A 16,875-nucleotide genomic window follows, 5' to 3' on the forward strand; every position below is an offset into this window, starting at 1 on the left:
AACGGCCTCGCGGGAAGGCGGCTGTCCTACGCCGCTCCCGCCCCGGTCAGCGACCGCACCTCGGTCTCCGCGTGCTTGGCCTCGTCCGGTACGTCCGCCGAGGTGACCGTGCCCAGCCAGCCCGCGAGGAAGCCCAGCGGGATCGAGACCAGGCCCGGGTTCTGCAGTGGGAAGTACTGGAGGTCGATGCCCGGGAACAGCGAGTCCGGGCTGCCGGAGACCACGGGTGACAGCACGACGAGCACGACGGCCGGCACGAGACCGCCGTAGACGGCCCATACGGCGCCGCGTGTCGTGAAGCCGCGCCAGAACAGGGAGTAGAGCAGCACCGGGAGGTTCGCCGACGCGGCGACGGCGAAGGCGAGACCGACCAGGAACGCCACGTTGAGGTCCTGCGCCAGCAGACCGAGCGCGATCGCCACCACGCCCACTCCGACGGCCGCGACACGGGCCACCGCGACCTCGCTGCGCGGCTTGCCGCCACGGCGCCGCAGGGACGCGTACAGGTCGTGGGCCACCGAGGCCGAGGACGCGAGCGTGATCCCGGCGACCACGGCGAGGATGGTGGCGAACGCGACCGCGGCGACGATCGCGAAGAGCACCGTGCCGCCCGTGGATCCGGCACCGCCGCCCAGATCGAGCGCCAGCAGCGGAACCGCCGTGTTCCCGGACGCGTTCGACCCGCGGACGGCGTCCGGCCCCACGATGGCGGCGGCGCCGAAGCCGAGCACGATCGTCATCAGGTAGAAGCCGCCGATGAGTCCGACGGCCCAGACGACCGAGCGGCGTGCGGCGCGCGCGGTGGGCACCGTGTAGAAGCGGGACAGGATGTGCGGCAGCCCGGCCGTGCCCAGCACGAGGGCCAGTCCCAGGCTGATGAAGTCGAAGCGAGCGGTCCAGTCCCCGCCGTACTTCAGGCCTGGCGCCAGGAACTCCGCCCCGTGACCGCTGCGCTCGGCCGCCGTGAGCAGCAGCCGGTCCAGATCGCCGTGGAAGCGCATCAGGACGAGCACGGTCAGCAGGACGGTGCCGCCGAGCAGCAGAACCGCCTTGACGATCTGGATCCATGTGGTCGCCCGCATCCCTCCCAACGACACATAGATCACCATGAGCGCCCCGACACCGATGACGGTCCAGGACCGCGCCGCCTCGCTCGTACCTCCCAGCAGCAGCGCCACCAGGCTGCCGGCGCCGACCATCTGCGCCACCAGATACAGAACGGACACGGTGACCGAGGAGGTTCCCGCCGCGATCCGTACCGGCCGCTCCCTCATCCGGGCCGCCACGACGTCGGCGAGCGTGAACCGGCCGCAGTTGCGGACCAGTTCGGCGACGAGGAACAGCACCACGAGCCAGGCCACGAGGAACCCGACGACATAGAGCAGCCCGTCGTAGCCGAACAGCGCGATCAGCCCGGTGACGCCCAGGAAGGAGGCCGCCGACATGTAGTCACCGGCGAGGGCAAAACCATTCTCCATGGGTGAGAAGAGCCGCCCGCCCGCGTAGAACTCCTCCGCCGAGCCACGCCGTTTACGGCTCACCCAGGTCGTGATCGCCAGCGTGACGGCGACGAACGCGCTGAACAGCAGCAGCGCCAGGGTCTGGTGCTCCCCGGTCACGAGACACCGCCGTTCGCGCCGCGCGTCAGTTCCTGTGTATCCCAGCGCAGTTCGAGCGCGGCCCGGTCCCTGCGCAGCCGCGCGTGCCGGGCGTATGCCCAGGTGAGCAGGAAGGTGGTCAGGAACTGCCCGAGTCCCACGGCCATCGCCACGTTCACCGCTCCCGCCACGGGCCGGGCCATCAGCTCCGGCGCGGTCGTGGCGGCCACGACATAGCCCACGTACCAGGCGAAGAAGGCCGCGAAGGCCGGCACCACGAACCTGCGGTACCGCCGCCGCACCTCCTGAAAGGCGGCGCTGCGCTGCACCTCCAGGTACACCTCGGCCGGCGCGGCCCCGCTCTCGCCCTCCCGTCGCGCCGACGGCACCACCGCCGGAGCGGGCTCCCCGGCACCGGCCGATTCGCCCCAGCCGGAGGCGAGGGCGTCGTACCAGGGGTCGTCGTACCTGAGGTGCCCGGCCTGCTCGACCGGGTCCGGGTCATGAGCGTCGAGAGTCTCGACCCAGCTGTCCTGCCCCGCCCCGCTGTCACGGGGACGGTCCTTGCTTGGCTGCATGCCCAAGGATGGACAGAACGGGAAGATCCCCGACTCTTCTTCCCCTCCCGCTTCACCCCTTCAGGTGACTCAACCCGCTGGTGGCCGCACCAGACCCTGCCTCTTGGCGTAACGCACCGCCCGGGCAGGGCCCTTGGCCTCCGTCTCGGCCCAGCGGCTACGCGTCGATCCTCGACCGGTCCAGCGTCGCCGCCGAGTTGGAGATGAACTCCTTGCGCGGTGCCACGTCGTTGCCCATCAGCAGATCGAAGACCTGCTCGGCCGACTCCAGGTCGGTGAGGTTGATGCGGCGCAGCGTGCGGTGACGCGGGTCCATGGTCGTCTCGGCCAGCTGGTCGGCGTCCATCTCGCCGAGACCCTTGTAGCGCTGGATCGAGTCCTTGTAGCGGATGCCCTTGCTCTGGAACTCCATGAGCTTGTCGCGCAGTTCCCGGTCCGAGTACGTGTAGACGTACTTGTCCTGGCCCTTCTTCGGCTGGACGATCTCGACGCGGTGCAGCGGCGGCACCGCCGCGAAGACCCGGCCGGCCTCGACCATGGGCCGCATGTAGCGGTGGAACAGGGTCAGGAGCAGGGTGCGGATGTGCGAGCCGTCGACGTCGGCGTCGGTCATCATGATGATCTTGCCGTAGCGAGCCGTGTCGATGTCGAACGTCCGGCCCGATCCGGCTCCTATGACCTGGATGATCGCACCGCACTCGGCGTTCTTCAGCATGTCCGTCACGGACGACTTCTGGACGTTGAGGATCTTGCCCCGGATCGGCAGCAGCGCCTGGAACTCGGAGTTCCGGGCGAGCTTCGCCGTACCGAGCGCGGAGTCGCCCTCGACGATGAACAGTTCACTGCGGTCGACGTCGTCGCTGCGGCAGTCGGCGAGCTTGGCCGGCAACGAGGACGACTCCAGGGCCGTCTTACGGCGTTGCGCGTCCTTGTGCTGGCGGGCCGCGATGCGCGTGCGGGCGGCGGCGACGGCCTTCTCCATGACGACCCGGGCCTGGGCCGCGGCGTCTCGCTTCGTGGACGTCAGGAACGCCTTGAGCTCCTTGGAGATCACGGTGTTCACGATGCGCCGGGCCGCCGAGGTGCCGAGGACCTCCTTGGTCTGGCCCTCGAACTGTGGCTCGGCGAGGCGGACGGTGACGACCGCGGTGAGGCCCTCCAGGGCGTCGTCCTTGACGATGTCGTCCTCGGCGACGCGCAGGAGCTTCTTGGTGCGCAGCACCTCGTTCATCGTCTTGGCGACGGCCTGCTCGAACCCGGCGACGTGCGTACCGCCCTTGGGGGTGGCGATGATGTTCACGAACGACTTGAGCGTCGTGTCGTATCCCGTGCCCCAGCGCATCGCGACGTCGACGGCGAGTTCGCGGGTGACCTCGGTGGGCGTCATCTGGCCGTGGTCGTCCAGGACGGGGACCGTCTCCTTGAAGGTGCCCTGTCCGGAGAAGCGGAGGACGTCGCAGACCGGCTTGTCGTTCGCCAGGTACTCGCAGAACTCGCTGATTCCGCCGTCGAAGCGGAAGGACTCCTCGCCCTTGCTGCCGCCCTCGCCGAGCCCGTACTCGTCGCGTACGACGATGGTCAGGCCGGGCACCAGGAACGCGGTCTGGCGGGCGCGCTGGTGCAGCGTCTCCAGGGCGAGCTTGGCGTCCTTGAGGAAGATCTGGCGGTCGGCCCAGTACCGCACGCGCGTGCCGGTGCGGCTCTTGGGGATCTTCTTGGCCTTGCGCAGCCCGCCCTTGGCCTCGAACTTGGCGTCCGGGCCGTTCCCGGTGAAGGCGCCCGGGACGCCGCGCCGGAAGCTGATGGCGTGCGTGTGCCCGCCGCGGTCCACCTCGATGTCCAGGCGGGCGGAGAGGGCATTCACCACGGAGGCGCCGACGCCGTGCAGGCCGCCGGAGGCGGCGTACGAGCCGCCGCCGAACTTGCCGCCGGCGTGCAGCTTGGTCATGACGACCTCGACACCGGAGAGGCCGGTCTTGGGTTCGACGTCGACCGGGATGCCCCGGCCGTTGTCCCGGACCTCTACGGATCCGTCGTCCTGGAGGATGACCTCGATGTGGTCGCAGTAGTCGCCCAGGGCCTCGTCGACGGAGTTGTCGATGATCTCCCAGAGGCAGTGCATGAGACCGCGACTGTCGGTCGACCCGATATACATGCCCGGGCGCTTGCGCACGGCTTCGAGCCCCTCAAGGACGAGCAGGTGCCGCGCGGTGTAGTTGGATCCGTCCCGGTCTGCTCCTGCCAGCAGAGCTGTGGACGGCACGGACGATTCGGCGGTCACGCGGTTCGCTCCTCGCTGAATTTCAGATGGGGCCCTTGTGGGTAAGGGCGCGGCTTCAGTCACCGGTGAGAGGGTACCGAGGCCTGGTAGAGCCGTTGTAACGCCACCCTCGTCAGAGACTCAGACTAGTCCAGGCTCGCATGTGTGTTCGATCCCTCGATGGAGTGAAGTACACATCACGTTCCCTTCCAGGCATGAACCATTTAGGCTCCGGGCACGTCCTCATGAACAACCGGCAACCCAGCCGGGAGGACCGACCACCGATACAACGCGAAGCCCCGTAAGCACATAGACACGCAATACGGCACATTCGCCGCCAACCGGCAGCAGACAGCCGCCTCGCAAGATTTTTTCGAGGAAAAGCCACGAGCGGGAACGTTTTATGGCTGGTTGGATGTTGACCCTGGTACGACAGCTCGTCGAGCTAGAGAAGAGGCGACGTGACTACTGTTCTGACCCCCGCGAGCCACCTGACGGCCGCTGATCGCTGCGACCGCTGCGGCGCCCAGGCGTACCTGCGCGTCGTGCTGCTCAGCGGCGGAGAACTGCTCTTCTGCGCCCACCACGGCCGCAAGTTCGAGCCGGAACTCAAGAAGATCGCCGCTGAGATACAGGACGAGACGGAGCGGCTCACGACCGTTCCCGCGACCGCCTCCGAAGAAGAGCGCTGACACCTCGCGTCCGACGACGAGCCAGCACGGCACAGGCCGGTGAACGGGCGGCTGCCTCTGAAGAGCAGAGGCAGCCGCCCGTCCTCGTCCCCACAAGCCCGCCCAGGCTCCGCCGGACGCCCTCCGAGTCCCCTTCCGGGTCCTCTCACCCCCGTGACCAGCCGAGCGTCCGCATGATCTCGGACACACGCATGTACACCCCCGGACTGCCGGCCCGCCCGCAGCCGATCCCCCAGGACACCAGCCCGATCACCCGCCCCCGGGCCACCAGCGGCCCCCCGCTGTCTCCCTGGCAGGCGTCCCGGCCTCCCTCCCTCTCCCCCGCGCACAGCATGCTCTCCGCTTCGTACGTGCCGTCGGATCCGCCCGGATAGGCGTCCTCGCACAGCTCGTCGGAGAACACACGCACACGCGCGGCGCGCAGACTGTTCGGGTACTCACCGGCGCCGGAGGTGTCGCCCCACCCGTACACCGTCGCAACACCGCCCACCGCGTACGCGGGATCACCGTCGGCCGCCATACCGATGACCGAGCCGACGGGCAGAGGTTCGGCCAGAGTGAGTACGGCGTAGTCCCCGAAGTTGCTGACACCGTCGTACGCCGGGTTCACCCAGGACCGCCGCACGGCGATCTCCCGGCCGCTGCGGTCCGAGACCAGGTCCGTGCGCCCTGCTATGACCTTGAGGTCACGTACGCGCTCCGGGGCCACGCCCAAGACCTCCTTGTCCAGGCAGTGGGCCGCGGTGAGCACCGTGCTGCGGCCGACGGCCACCCCGCCGCAGAACTGCCCCGCACGCGTACCTCCGAACCGGTCACGGCTGGACAGGGCGACCGTCCACGGGCTCTCGGACACATCGACGGGGAATCCGCCTATGACCACGCTGTCGGCGGCCACAGGGGCGCTGGAGGCCACTGATATGGCGGATGCCGCGGCCGCCAGGACCAGCGGTCGGGCCAGGGCCCGGGCAAGGCGACGACGCATACGCACTCCTCACTCCGTGGTGTTCACTGAACACCCAGAGTGATTCACCCGGCGCCGCGCCGCACCCTCGGGATGACGCGGAGACAGGGCACGGCGAAGGCCCGGTCCCCCTGAGGGAACCGGGCCTTCCGCGTCGTACGACCGGCGACTAGTCGAGGTAGTCGCGCAGCACCTGCGAACGGGACGGGTGGCGCAGCTTCGACATGGTCTTGGACTCGATCTGGCGGATCCGCTCGCGCGTGACGCCGTAGACCTTGCCGATCTCGTCGAGGGTCTTCGGCTGACCGTCGGTGAGACCGAAGCGCATGGAGACGACGCCCGCCTCGCGCTCGGACAGGGTGTCCAGGACGGAGTGCAGCTGCTCCTGGAGGAGGGTGAAGCTGACCGCGTCGGCCGGGACGACCGCCTCGGAGTCCTCGATGAGGTCACCGAACTCGCTGTCGCCGTCCTCGCCCAGCGGGGTGTGCAGCGAGATGGGCTCGCGGCCGTACTTCTGGACCTCGATGACCTTCTCGGGGGTCATGTCGAGTTCCTTGGCCAGCTCCTCCGGGGTGGGCTCGCGGCCCAGGTCCTGGAGCATCTGGCGCTGCACGCGCGCGAGCTTGTTGATGACCTCGACCATGTGCACCGGGATACGGATGGTGCGGGCCTGGTCGGCCATGGCGCGGGTGATCGCCTGACGGATCCACCAGGTGGCGTACGTGGAGAACTTGTAGCCCTTGGTGTAGTCGAACTTCTCGACCGCGCGGATCAGACCGAGGTTGCCCTCCTGGATGAGGTCCAGGAAGAGCATGCCGCGGCCGGTGTAGCGCTTGGCCAGGGAGACCACCAGACGGAGGTTGGCCTCCAGGAGGTGGTTCTTGGCGCGGCGGCCGTCCTCGGCGATGATCTCCAGCTCACGCTTGAGCTTGGGGGCGAGCTTGTCGGCGTTGGCCAGCTTGTCCTCGGCGAACAGACCGGCCTCGATGCGCTTGGCGAGCTCGACCTCCTGCTCGGCGTTGAGCAGCGGGACCTTGCCGATCTGCTTGAGGTAGTCCTTGACCGGGTCGGCGGTGGCGCCGGCGGCGGCGACCTGCTGGGCGGGCGCGTCGTCCTCGTCCTCGTCGGACAGGACGAAGCCCGCGTTCTCCGGCGTGCTCTCGGGCTCCTCGCCGGGCTTGCCGGGGGCTGCTTCCTCGAGCACCTCCTCTTCGAGGAGCTCGGCGTCGTCCTTCTTGGCGCTGGTCTTCTTGGCCGCCGTCTTCTTGGCGACGGTCTTCTTCGCGGCCGCCTTCTTGGCGGTCGTCTTCTTGGCGGCTGCCTTCTTGGCAGGCGCCTCTTCCTCAGCGGCGGGCTCGGCTGCGGGCGCCGCCGGCGTGGCGGTGGCGGTGGCCTTCCTGGTGGTCACCGCCTTGGCCGCGACCGTCTTGGTGGCGGTGCGCTTGGCGGGACTCTTCGCTGCGACGCTCTTTCGGGTGCGCTTGGGCTCTGCGGCACTGACCATCAGCGTCACACCCTCTTCCTCGAGGATCTGGTTGAGGCTGCGCAGTACGTTCTTCCACTGAGTGGCCGGAATCTGGTCAGCTTCGAAGGCCCGACGCACGTCATCGCCGGCGATCTGCCCCTCAGCCTTTCCCCGCTCAATGAGCGCCATGACAGAGACGGACTCGGCGATCTCCGGCGGGAGCGTACGGGATGTGCTGGCCGACACGAACAACCTCTCGGAACGTTGGAAAACGGCTTCCGGCCCCGTCCACAGTGGACAGGAGCCGACCGCCGGCTTGGGGATGGGCCGACGGCGCGGGCGGGGGCCGGGAAGATGCACAGCGCCGTGAACGGCGTCCGTATTCCCTCCGCGGCTGTCACCTCTTAGGTCATCGCGTTCTCCCCGCGAGCGTTACGCCCAATCCGCGTGGCCCGAGTCACACCCCGTAAGCGAATAAAAACGGTCAGATACGGATAGAGGCTGTCACTCCTGGACGTGACCTTACCGCCGCGACGGACGGGCGGCCCCCTTCGCGCCGTCGGACCCCGCGGGATCACGAGGATCCGGCGGGGTCCGACGGGAGGCGGTGCATGATCGGGCGCTGCCACAGGAGGGGGTGGCACACCCGGCCGCGCCGCCCGCGGAACGCGGTCAGTGCTCGCGCGGGGCGGGCACTACCCGTTCCACCTCGGGGTGGACCATGAGGAGTTGCCGCATCGCCGTCTCGGCCGCGGCTCCGTCGCCGGCGGCGAGGGCGTCACAGATGCGGCCGTGGTGCCCCAGCGACGCCTCGTTCGGCCGGTCACAGCCCGTGACCGGACCGCCTGAGACCTGGAGGGCCGCCGAGACGATCCCCGACAGGTGCTCCAGCATGCGGTTGCCCGCGACCTGGATGAGCAGCGAGTGGAACTCGGAGTCGGCGCGGGAGAACGTGAGCGCGTCACCCTGGGCCATCGCGTGCCCCATGATCTCGACCATGTCCACGAGGCGCTGCTGGACGTCCTCGCGCCCGTGGCCGGCGGCCAGGCGGGCGGCGAGCGGCTCGATCGTCCAGCGCAGCTCGCTCAGCTCGCGGCGCTGGTCGTCGCGCTGCGGCCCGAAGGCCCGCCACTCGATGATGTCCGGGTCGAGGAGGTTCCAGTCGCTGACCGGGCGCACGCGCGTGCCCACGTTCGGGCGGGCGCTCACCAGGCCCTTGGCCTCCAGGACGCGGAGCGACTCGCGGACGACGGTACGGGAGACCTCGAAGCGCTGGCCGATCTCCTCGGGCACCAGCGGGCGGTCGGCGCCCAGGTCGCCGGAGACGATCATCTGACCCAGCTGCTGGACGAGTTGGCCGTGCAGCCCGCGTCCGCGGCTGCCCGCGGCGCGTCGGCCCACACGGCCCAGCTCGGGGTCCGCGCCGTCCCAGGCAGAGGCCCCGACACGGTCGACGGCGGGCGCCTCGGCGTACGGGTAGCGGTCGAGTTCGCCCGGGCTCGTGAGGCCGGAGTCAGCGGAGCGGGCGGCGGTCATCATGGTGTGCGCAAGGGTACTCACGCATCCTTTGTCGGCGTCGTCTCCAACTCCCTTGAGGTCTTTGGTGAAAAGCACACGAAAGGGTGATCGCTCACCCCGTCGCAATTGACGCCTTATCGGAAAGAAATGGGCGTTCTGCGGGGAGTTGTGCGCATGGCTGGACGGGGGGTTACGGACAGTCGTCAGCGGAATCTGCTCCGCAGGGTGGTGAGCAGGTACGCGCAGAGCAGCGCGGCCAGCGACAACGTCATTGCGCCACCGACAGGTTGGGACAGCACTCCGAGCGCGGCTTCCAGGTAGCGCTCTCCCCCGAAGGGCCACCGCGGTACGAGGACCTCTCGCATTCGCAGAGGCAGTCCGGCCGCGGTTCGAACGGACGGTCCCTCCAGGATCTTGTGCACGACAGGTACGACGAGGAGGGGCACGGCGGCCACCGCGGCGAGGCCGGCCGTGGTGGACCGGAAGACACCGGCGGCCAGTACGCCCGCCCAGGCGCAGCCGATGACGAGACCGATCCAACTCGCACTCAGCGGCAGCCAGTCGGCGGGAACCTGGGCGAGTTCCCGTCCGTAGACGAGATAGAGCACCTCGGCGTCGCAGCCGACGGTGAGGACGGCCAGCGCCAGCGCGGCGGCCGAGGCGACGAGCAGTTTGGCGGCCAGCAGTCCCAGCCGGCGGGGCACGGTGCCGCGGTCCGCGGCCAGGGCGGGATGGCGGAACTCGTCACCGAAGGACAGCGCGCCGAGCAGTCCCGCGCCGAGCGCCGCGGGCGGCAGGGGCAGCTCCCGCGGCCAGGCGGCCAGCAGGCGCGGTTGCGGGGTGTGCCCGATGCGGGCGAGCACGACAGCGGTCACGGCGGACACGACGAGCACCACGGCCCCGGTGAGAAAGCCGGTGCCGATCCCGGCGGCACGGCGGATCTCGTATCGGAGGGGGCGGAGCGGGCTGGGAGCGGGGCGGACGGAGATGGGAGGTGGCAGAGGGGGGAGCGCGTCGAGCGTGCGGGACGCTCCGCGGGCTTCGGCAGGGTGGGGCTCGGGGCGTGAGGAGGCTGCGGCCTGGGGGTGGGGAGGGGCGGCGGGGTCGCCCAAGGGGGCGGCCGCGGGTGCGTCTGGGGAGTCGTGGGGCTCGGCGACGGGCTGTGTGGGGCCGGTGGCTGGCAGCGGATCGTCGTCGTTGGCTGGCTCTGGGGCGTCGGTGGTGGGCAACGGACCGTCGGTGGCTGGCTCCGGAGTGTCGGTGGTGGCCTGCTGATCGAGGGTGGGGCGCTGCTCAGGGGAGGGCTGCGCATGCTCGGAGGCGGGCGGCTGCTCGCCTGCGGCTGCTCGCGGCACGTCGGCGGCAGGCTTCAGCTCCAGAGTGGATTCCAGCTCGGAAGTGATGACGACGGGGTCCGGTGTGCTCGGCGTCGACGCTTCGAGGTCGGGCTCCGGCTCGACGGCCCGGGGCGGAGCGGTTGGCCAGAGGGCGTTCGTGACGTGCCTCGGCAGCGCGGGGACCCGTTCCGGTTCGGGATTGGCCCCCTCCAGCTCGACGCTGTCATGGTCCGACTCGGCGCTGTCGTGATCGACCCGGCCCTCGTCCAGGTCGCCGTGTGGCTCACCAGGCTGCGCAGCTCCCGCACCGGGGCCCATGTCACCGATCTCGTCCGCGAGTTGGTGGACGACGATGCCGTGACGGAACGCGGTCTCCCCGACGTCCGCGCAGGTACTGCCGTACACGGAGAGGCGGTTGTCGCCCTCTCGTACGACTTCGACCGAGCGCTGCGCCGTGCGGGCCTGCTTGGCAAGCAGAGCGGCCAGACGGGCCGCGTGCGGGCTGCGTACGGCCACTCGGGGACGCAGGCGGGTGCGTGAGAACTCCACGGCCTCCTGGTCGGCCACGAGCCTGCCCTGCTCCAGCGTGACGACGCGGTCGGCGGTGCGCGCGGCCTCCTTGGGGTCGGCCGTGGTGAACAGGACCGTGCCGCCGTGACCGGCGTGTGCGCGGAGCATGCCGTGCAGCCAGCCGCCCTCGCGGACGGAGAGCCCGTCGGCCGGATCGTCGAGCACAAGGGTGTGCGGGTCGGCGAGGAGGACGCAGGCCAGGCCGAGGCGGCGGTCCATGCCACGCGAGAGGGCACCGAGGCGTTCGTCGCGCAGACTCACGAGCCCGACCGCCTCGAGGACTTCGTCCGCACGCCGGACCGGAACCCCCGCGGCGGCACACAGCATGCGCAGATGGCCACGGACCGTGCGGGCCGGGTGCCCCGGAACGTCGCCGAGCAGCACGCCGACCTCACGCGAGGGATGGGCGACGCGGTGCAGGGGGCGGCCCCGGAAGTAGGTGATGCCGCGACCCTGTTGAAGCTCGAGCATGAGCCTGAGGACTGTCGTCTTGCCCGCGCCCGGGGCTCCGAGCAGCGCGGTGACGCGGCCCGCCCGCGCCTCGAAGGAGACATCGTCGGCCGCGGGCGGAAGCTCTTTGCGAGGGTTGCTGGTCAGTCCGAAGGCCTGGATCACTCGCAGCAAGATAGCGCGCTATGTCCGATTTTCCGGGCAGCGCGAGGCCGTCTCGGGCAGGGCAATCACCACTGTCCGGGCTGTGGGCGGGTCGCGTTCCAGGCCCGGCGTCACACCTCGGGGCGCAGCATCGGAGGGTTGAGCAGCGTCGCGCCCCCTGCCCGGAAGAGCTGGGCCGGGCGGCCGCCCTGGCGGGTGGTCGTCCCACCGGTGGGGACCAGGAAGCCCGGGGTGCCCGTGACCTTGCGGTGGAAGTTGCGCGGGTCGAGCGCCACGCCCCACACCGCCTCGTAGACGCGACGCAGCTCTCCGACCGTGAACTCGGGCGGGCAGAAGGCCGTGGCCAGCGATGAGTACTCGATCTTGGAGCGGGCTCGCTCCACTCCGTCCGCCAGAATCTGCGCGTGGTCGAAGGCCAGCGGGGCTCCCGGTTCGGCGTCACGCCCGTAACCGCCCTGCTGCAGCAGTTCCTCGACCGGAGCCCAGCGCGCGTTGCTGGCGTCGCCGCCGGCTCTGGGCGCGGGCAGGTCGGGAGCGAGGGCGAGGTGGGCGACACTGACGACCCGCATCCTGGGGTCCCGCTTGGGGTCGCCGTAGGTGGCGAGCTGCTCCAGGTGTGCGCCGTTGTCCTGGGCGGGGACGGCAGGGTCGTGGACGCGCAGCCCTGTCTCCTCGGCCAGCTCACGCGCCGCGGCCTGTGCCAGGTCCTCGTCGGCCCGTACGAAACCGCCGGGAAGCGCCCAACGCCCCTGGAACGGTGGTTCGCCCCTGCGTACCGCCAGCGCACACAGGGCATGGCGACGCACGGTCAGTACGACCAGGTCCACGGTGACGGCGAAGGGCGGAAACGCTGACGGGTCGTAGGGCATGCGGCGATCATAGTCGTCTGCCTGACGATAAACACTCCCTTCGTGGCTCGCTTCGCTGACTGATCCACTTCGGTCGGGTATGGGCTTCACTGTCGGCTCCCGGTGATCCGGAAGTGACCTGTTGTGGCAGGTCAGGCACCCAGCTGCAGTCCGTCGGCCGCCTCCTCGACCATGACGAGGCCGAGCCGGCTGACCCGCACGGAGAACGGGGCGCCCACCACGCGCAGCCCCGTGAAGCCGACCTTGCCCAGGGGTGCGCTGCGCACCGGGCGCAGGGTGACGGTCCCGGCCGGGGCGTCGGGGCGGATCCCTGCGAGCGTGGTAAGCAGCAGGACTCCGGCCGCCGCCGGGGTGGCCGCGGGGCGGCAGGCCGCAGGGTGCGGGAGGGGAGCGCTTCCCTCCGTACGCTGTTCGCCCGCGTACATCTCGGGCAGGCGGTGGCCGAAGGTCTCGGCGGCCTCGAGTACGCCGCGCAGCAGCGAACTCGCCTCCTTCTCGTAGCCCGCGGCGGCCAGACCGGCGACGGCGAGTGCCGTCTCCTGGATCCGTACGGCCCCGGCGCGATGGCCGAACGGGTTGAATCCCGGTTCCTTCGCGCCCAGTCCACGCAGACCCCAGCCCGAGTCCATGACGGGGCTGCCGAGCAGCCGGGCGAGCTTCTCGGTCTGGACCTTGTCGAGCAGACCGGGTGCCAGGGCACCCCCGCCCAGCAGCCCGGTGTCGAGGAGATGGACGGCGGCCACACCAAGATGAGGCACGGGCCTGCCGTCGGGGGCACGTGCCGCCGCGGGCCTGCCGCCCCCGCGGTCGTCGAGCCAGAAGTCCTCCCGGAAGGCGGGCCGTAAGACCTGCGCCCACTCCCGGAGTGCCGCTGCTCCGGTACGGCCGCAGGCGTCGAGCAGATCGGCACCGAGCAGTGCGGCGCGGTGCGCGTGGGCCTGTGTCTCGCAGCGGATGGGTCCGCCCGGGTGCGGGTCGCGCAGGTACACGTTGTCGCCCACCGTGGTCCGCAGCCAGGTCAGGCAGCGCTCGGCGACGGGCAGCAGTTCCTCCGTCTCCTGTTCGCCGAGCCCCCAGCGCCGGGCTTCCGCGAGCAGGACGGGGAAGAGCAGTGTCGCCTCCGTACCGGTGCACTGCGGCGGAAGGTAAGGCCCGGCGTCCCGTCTCGGGCCGGGGATCATCCCGAACTGCGGTCCCGGTCCGGTGAGTTGGGTCCGGGCGAGGATCCGCAGCGTTCCCGCTGCCAGGCCGGTGCCGAGCGGCAGGGCCATCCGGGCGGCGACGAGCGCATCGGCGGGTGCCAGACCGCAGCGCCAGGGTGCCCCGGCCGCGAGATGGGTGTCGGCGGGGTTCGCGGAGTCACGCAGCAGGAGGGCCTGGAGGTCCTCGATGCTGGTCCGTAAGAGGGCGGCGACTCTGGGGTCGTCGCCTTCCGCGCACGCCGCGGCCAGGGGGCTGGTCGCTGCACGGCCCACGGCGCGGAGAGGCCCCGCGCCATCCTGCCGCACCCGCAGTTCCAGGCTGCTGCTTCCACCCGGCGGCAGGTCGAGCTCCCACCGCAGCAGCCCGGCCGAGGCCAGGGCGTCCGAGGGAGGTGGTTCGGCCGTGACGGACGCGTTGCCGGTGGGGCAGGTCCAGCGCAGGCCGGAGCTGTGGACGCTGGCGGGCAGTTCGGGTCCCGCGGTGCCCGAGGCGATCGAACCGAGGTCGGCCAGGTCGGTGCCCAGGGTCACCTCGACCGGCAGGCGCATGGGTCGGTGAGCCGCGCTGTGCAGGGTGATCCGCTCCGTGCCGTCCGCGAAGCGGTTGCGTTCCACGATCACGTCCGGGTCCGGGCCGGCCTGCGGGGACGTGCGGAGCGTGCCCACGAACCTGGCGCGGTCGGCCGAGGCCATGCGGGCCTGCACCGCGAGAGGTTCCCGCCCGCCCACACGGATCTCGCACCGGGAGAGCACGCGCCGACCGCCGCGGTAGAACCCCTCCAGCCCCCGGCCGGTCATCTGCCCTTCCTCCGTCGAGATGGCCAGGCCGGGAAGGGCGACACAGATCATCGCGGTGTGGGCGGGCGGCAGGTCGGCGGACCAGCGCAGTCCGGGGATCGTGGCACCCCGGGGCGGGGGCGCGTGGCCCGTGGGCGCGGGCGCCCGGCCCTGAGCCGAGGGCGGTGCTGCTGAGCCCTGCCCCGACGTGGATCCGGGGCGGCTCTGGCCCGCCCATCGGGGCGACGAACGGCCCGGGCCCGGCGGCGAGGGGGCGCGAGAGTCCGGACCGGTGGGCGGCGAGACGCGTGAGGCACCTCCAGGGAACCGGGGCCCGTAACCGTCGACACGGGCCACGGATCGTGGAGGGGTGCTGCCCTGATCCCCCGACCGTGGAGCCCCGGCCCCCGGCGCGAAGGGCGTCGTCGGCGGAGGACCGTCTGTGGGGCGGCGGTTACCGGCAGCGGAGGAGGGCGGAGTCGGCTGTTGCATGGGAAGGCTTCCTCTGCGCTCTGTGCGCCTCGATCGGGTTCGGCGCCGGTGCCGGAGGGCTCCGACGGGACAGGGGCGGTGCGGCGTCACATCCCGTCCAGGCGTTCCGCCACTCAGGTGAACGTCGTGGGTGTCCTCCGGGTCACGCCCGCGCCTCGGCCCTTGTGCCTCAAGGCCATCCGGCGACAGGGGGTGGCGGGAAGTCACCCCTCCCCCTCCGTACCGTGGCCGGGCTGGACGCTTTCCTGCCCCGCGTCCCGGCAGGAGGCGGTTGCCCTCCGTGAGGCACGCGGACGGGTACCGCCCGCGCGCGCACTGCCGGGCCGCGCGGGCCCCGTCGTCGCACGCTCGGGGCGTGTGCCGGCTTCCGCGGCGCCGGCCGGGCGCGTGGTGCCTGCCGGCTTACGCTCGAGCGCGAGAGGCGTGCTCGTGTCGCGGCCGGTGCGGGTACGGCCGGAGGCGGTGTCGGCGGCACCGGTAGTACGGGAGCGGCGGCGACGGGAGGGCGCCGCCGCAGGCTTGGGTTCGGGGTCGGGCTGCGGCGCCACTGTCTCTTGCTCAACAGCTTCGGCGGCGGCGTGCGCACGGATCATGGCGTGGTCGACGACCGCTCGCCCACGGCCGTCGCGTTCCGCTCGCAGGCAGGAGCGGATCGATTCCGGGTCGAGGCCTTCGTTGCAGGCCTGGTGCAGGAGACGGGCGAAGAGGTAGTCGGGATCCGCGCCCAGGGCCATGGCGAGGGCTTCCCTGGCCTCCAGCTCGTCGCCGGTGGACCAGGCGACCCAGCCGGCGAGAGTGAGCGGCGCGGCGGCGTGCTCGCCGTAGGGTCCGACGCAGCGGCGGGCCAGCGTCCGCCAGAGACGAAGGGCACGTGCGGCCTCGTCTCCCTCCATCCACTCGGCCGCGCGGTCGCGGGTCGCGCGGTCCTGGAGACCGAGGATCAACCGTGCGGCCTCGTCGTATCCGAGAAGTTCGTCGTCGCGGAGGTCGGCCAGGAGCATGCCGGAAACGGGCCTCGCCTTGGCGAAGCGGTCCAGGACCCTCCCGGCCAGTTCCAGCGTCTCATCGGCCACGGAGGCGCGGCCCACCTCGTCCAGGAGCCTCGGGACCAGCGCCATGCTGGCGGTGTCGAGAGCCGTCTCCTGTTCGAGGGCGGCGGCGTTCTCCCAGGGCAGCAGCCGGGCCCGCAGCTCCCTCAGCGTGCCGCGCACCTGGATCCCCGCGTAGGTGGCCGCGGCGGCCAGCACGGAGGTGCCGGGGAGGCCCATGGGTGCTCCCACCTGCGGGCAGCATGCCGCGTTGTCACAGCAGTACGACCAGTAGCGCCCCTCCGAGATGCACAGCGCCTCGACCACCACCACGTCCCGGGAGCCGCACTCGACGCGCAGCCTCTGGGCCAGCGGCCTCAGCCGCTCCATGACCTGCTGCCCGGTCTCGCCCTTCCGCGGCTCCTGGCAGAGGAAGGCGACCATCGACTCGGGCCTGGCCCCTCGGCGCTCGCTGCCCGTCACCAGGCCGTGGGCCAGTTGTCCGGCCGCGGACGGCCAGTCGTCCGCGTTGGCGGGGATACCGAGCCGGGCCCGCCCTCCGAACCGTCCGCGGCCGTCCTTGTCGTGCAGGGCGACCAGGACGATGCTGTCCTCGGGGCGGTATCCGAGCAGATACGGCAGGGCGTCGGCCAGTTCGGCCGGGGTGCGCAGGGTGACCTGATGCTCGCCGCCGTGACCGTCGTGCGCGGGGCCGGGGACGTGCTGTCCGGCCGTTTCGCCCGCGTTCGGCTCCCGCTTCCGCTGCCCACCGTCCTTGCGGTTGCCCGGTGCGTCGGGCCCGGTGATGTCGCCGTTCTCGGGGGAGCCAGTCGCTTCGCTGTGGTTCGTCATGCGGAGACGATCTCCCGGAATCCGCAGCTCCGGTTTGCCCTGTGGATAACTTCGATCAGGG

Annotated in this window: 11 protein-coding genes; 1 reads left to right on the forward strand and 10 read right to left on the reverse strand. The window is 71.1% G+C overall.

Annotated features, from left to right (window positions below):
* Positions 1-26: 26 nt before the first annotated feature.
* The 3 genes from NNW99_RS08610 to NNW99_RS08620 all read right to left on the reverse strand — a co-directional run bounded on the left by NNW99_RS08610 (position 27) and on the right by NNW99_RS08620 (position 4,457).
* Complete coding sequence (locus tag NNW99_RS08610) at positions 27-1,619, reverse strand: cation acetate symporter (protein WP_215118113.1); 1,593 nt, start codon at positions 1,617-1,619, stop codon at positions 27-29.
* Entirely contained in the window at positions 1,616-2,176 is a 561-nt protein-coding gene (locus NNW99_RS08615; RefSeq protein ID WP_215118114.1) for a DUF485 domain-containing protein, read from the reverse strand. The genes NNW99_RS08610 and NNW99_RS08615 overlap by 4 nt, the downstream gene beginning before the upstream one ends.
* A gap of 157 nt (positions 2,177-2,333) precedes the next feature.
* Positions 2,334-4,457 carry a type IIA DNA topoisomerase subunit B gene (locus NNW99_RS08620; protein ID WP_215118115.1) on the reverse strand — a complete coding sequence of 708 codons (2,124 nt, stop codon included), beginning with the start codon at positions 4,455-4,457 and terminating at the stop codon, positions 2,334-2,336.
* 440 nt (positions 4,458-4,897) lie between these two features.
* Between NNW99_RS08620 and NNW99_RS08625 the strand changes: the two genes are divergently transcribed.
* Positions 4,898-5,128 carry a hypothetical protein gene (locus tag NNW99_RS08625; RefSeq protein WP_215118116.1) on the forward strand — a complete coding sequence of 77 codons (231 nt, stop codon included), beginning with the start codon at positions 4,898-4,900 and terminating at the stop codon, positions 5,126-5,128.
* Between the two features lie 145 nt (positions 5,129-5,273).
* Here the strand turns inward: NNW99_RS08625 and NNW99_RS08630 are convergent, their stop codons facing one another.
* The 7 genes from NNW99_RS08630 to NNW99_RS08660 form a co-directional block, all read right to left on the reverse strand.
* Positions 5,274-6,110, reverse strand: coding sequence for a serine protease (locus NNW99_RS08630; protein ID WP_215118117.1), 837 nt, complete (start codon positions 6,108-6,110; stop codon positions 5,274-5,276).
* A gap of 148 nt (positions 6,111-6,258) precedes the next feature.
* Entirely contained in the window at positions 6,259-7,800 is a 1,542-nt protein-coding gene (locus NNW99_RS08635; RefSeq protein ID WP_215118118.1) for an RNA polymerase sigma factor, read from the reverse strand.
* A 426-nt stretch (positions 7,801-8,226) separates the two neighbouring features.
* Positions 8,227-9,114 (reverse strand): FadR/GntR family transcriptional regulator, encoded by an 888-nt coding sequence (locus NNW99_RS08640; protein ID WP_215118119.1) that lies wholly within the window; start codon positions 9,112-9,114, stop codon positions 8,227-8,229.
* Positions 9,115-9,275: 161 nt separating this feature from the next.
* Positions 9,276-11,594, reverse strand: coding sequence for an ATP-binding cassette domain-containing protein (locus NNW99_RS08645; RefSeq protein WP_215118120.1), 2,319 nt, complete (start codon positions 11,592-11,594; stop codon positions 9,276-9,278).
* A 110-nt stretch (positions 11,595-11,704) separates the two neighbouring features.
* The gene (locus NNW99_RS08650) at positions 11,705-12,463 is read right to left on the reverse strand and encodes an NUDIX domain-containing protein (RefSeq protein WP_215118121.1); all 759 of its coding nucleotides are present in this window, start codon (positions 12,461-12,463) and stop codon (positions 11,705-11,707) included.
* A 131-nt stretch (positions 12,464-12,594) separates the two neighbouring features.
* Entirely contained in the window at positions 12,595-14,463 is a 1,869-nt protein-coding gene (locus NNW99_RS08655) for a glycogen debranching N-terminal domain-containing protein (protein ID WP_370869123.1), read from the reverse strand.
* 674 nt (positions 14,464-15,137) lie between these two features.
* Positions 15,138-16,814 (reverse strand): DUF4192 domain-containing protein, encoded by a 1,677-nt coding sequence (locus tag NNW99_RS08660; protein WP_215118123.1) that lies wholly within the window; start codon positions 16,812-16,814, stop codon positions 15,138-15,140.
* Positions 16,815-16,875 lie beyond the last annotated feature (61 nt).

The sequence above is a fragment of the Streptomyces sp. CRCS-T-1 genome (genome assembly GCF_024442335.1).
GTDB lineage: Bacteria > Actinomycetota > Actinomycetes > Streptomycetales > Streptomycetaceae > Streptomyces > Streptomyces koelreuteriae.

What these genes read in the sequence shown, in the direction of transcription:
- NNW99_RS08630 (WP_215118117.1), bottom strand. Translation starts at nt 6,110, where the DNA reads ATGCGTCGTCGCCTTGCCCGGGCCCTGGCCCGACCGCTGGTCCTGGCG.
- NNW99_RS08650 (WP_215118121.1), bottom strand. Translation starts at nt 12,463, where the DNA reads ATGCCCTACGACCCGTCAGCGTTTCCGCCCTTCGCCGTCACCGTGGAC.
- NNW99_RS08655 (WP_370869123.1), bottom strand. Translation starts at nt 14,463, where the DNA reads ATGACCGGCCGGGGGCTGGAGGGGTTCTACCGCGGCGGTCGGCGCGTG.
- NNW99_RS08615 (WP_215118114.1), bottom strand. Translation starts at nt 2,176, where the DNA reads ATGCAGCCAAGCAAGGACCGTCCCCGTGACAGCGGGGCGGGGCAGGAC.
- NNW99_RS08660 (WP_215118123.1), bottom strand. Translation starts at nt 16,814, where the DNA reads ATGACGAACCACAGCGAAGCGACTGGCTCCCCCGAGAACGGCGACATC.